This window comes from Rhodosalinus sp. FB01 (assembly GCF_041365715.1).
Lineage (GTDB): Bacteria > Pseudomonadota > Alphaproteobacteria > Rhodobacterales > Rhodobacteraceae > Rhodosalinus.
Window position 1 is genome coordinate 255 of sequence record NZ_JBGFSH010000064.1, and the last position, 230, is coordinate 484.

The 230-nt window shown below is 68.7% G+C and carries 1 protein-coding gene; it reads left to right on the top strand.

The features are described 5' to 3' along the window. The coding region (locus tag AB6A65_RS16585) for a tyrosine-type recombinase/integrase (protein WP_371039489.1) at positions 1 to 230 on the top strand (230 nt) is incomplete at both ends.

A 230-nucleotide genomic window follows, 5' to 3' on the forward strand; every position in this document is an offset into this window, starting at 1 on the left:
AAGCGGGTCCTGCAGTGGTGCAGCACGCGTCGGCACAGCACGCGTGACCGCGCGATCATCCAGTTCAGCTTCTACGCAGGGCTGCGCGCCAAGGAGCTCGCAGCGCTGCAGCGCGGGGACGTGTACGATGAGGAGGGCCGGGTGCGTGAGCAGTTCATGCTACGCGCAGCGCAGGCCAAGGGCGCGCGTGCTCGCACGGTGTGGATCAATCGGCGCCTGCGACGCGTGCT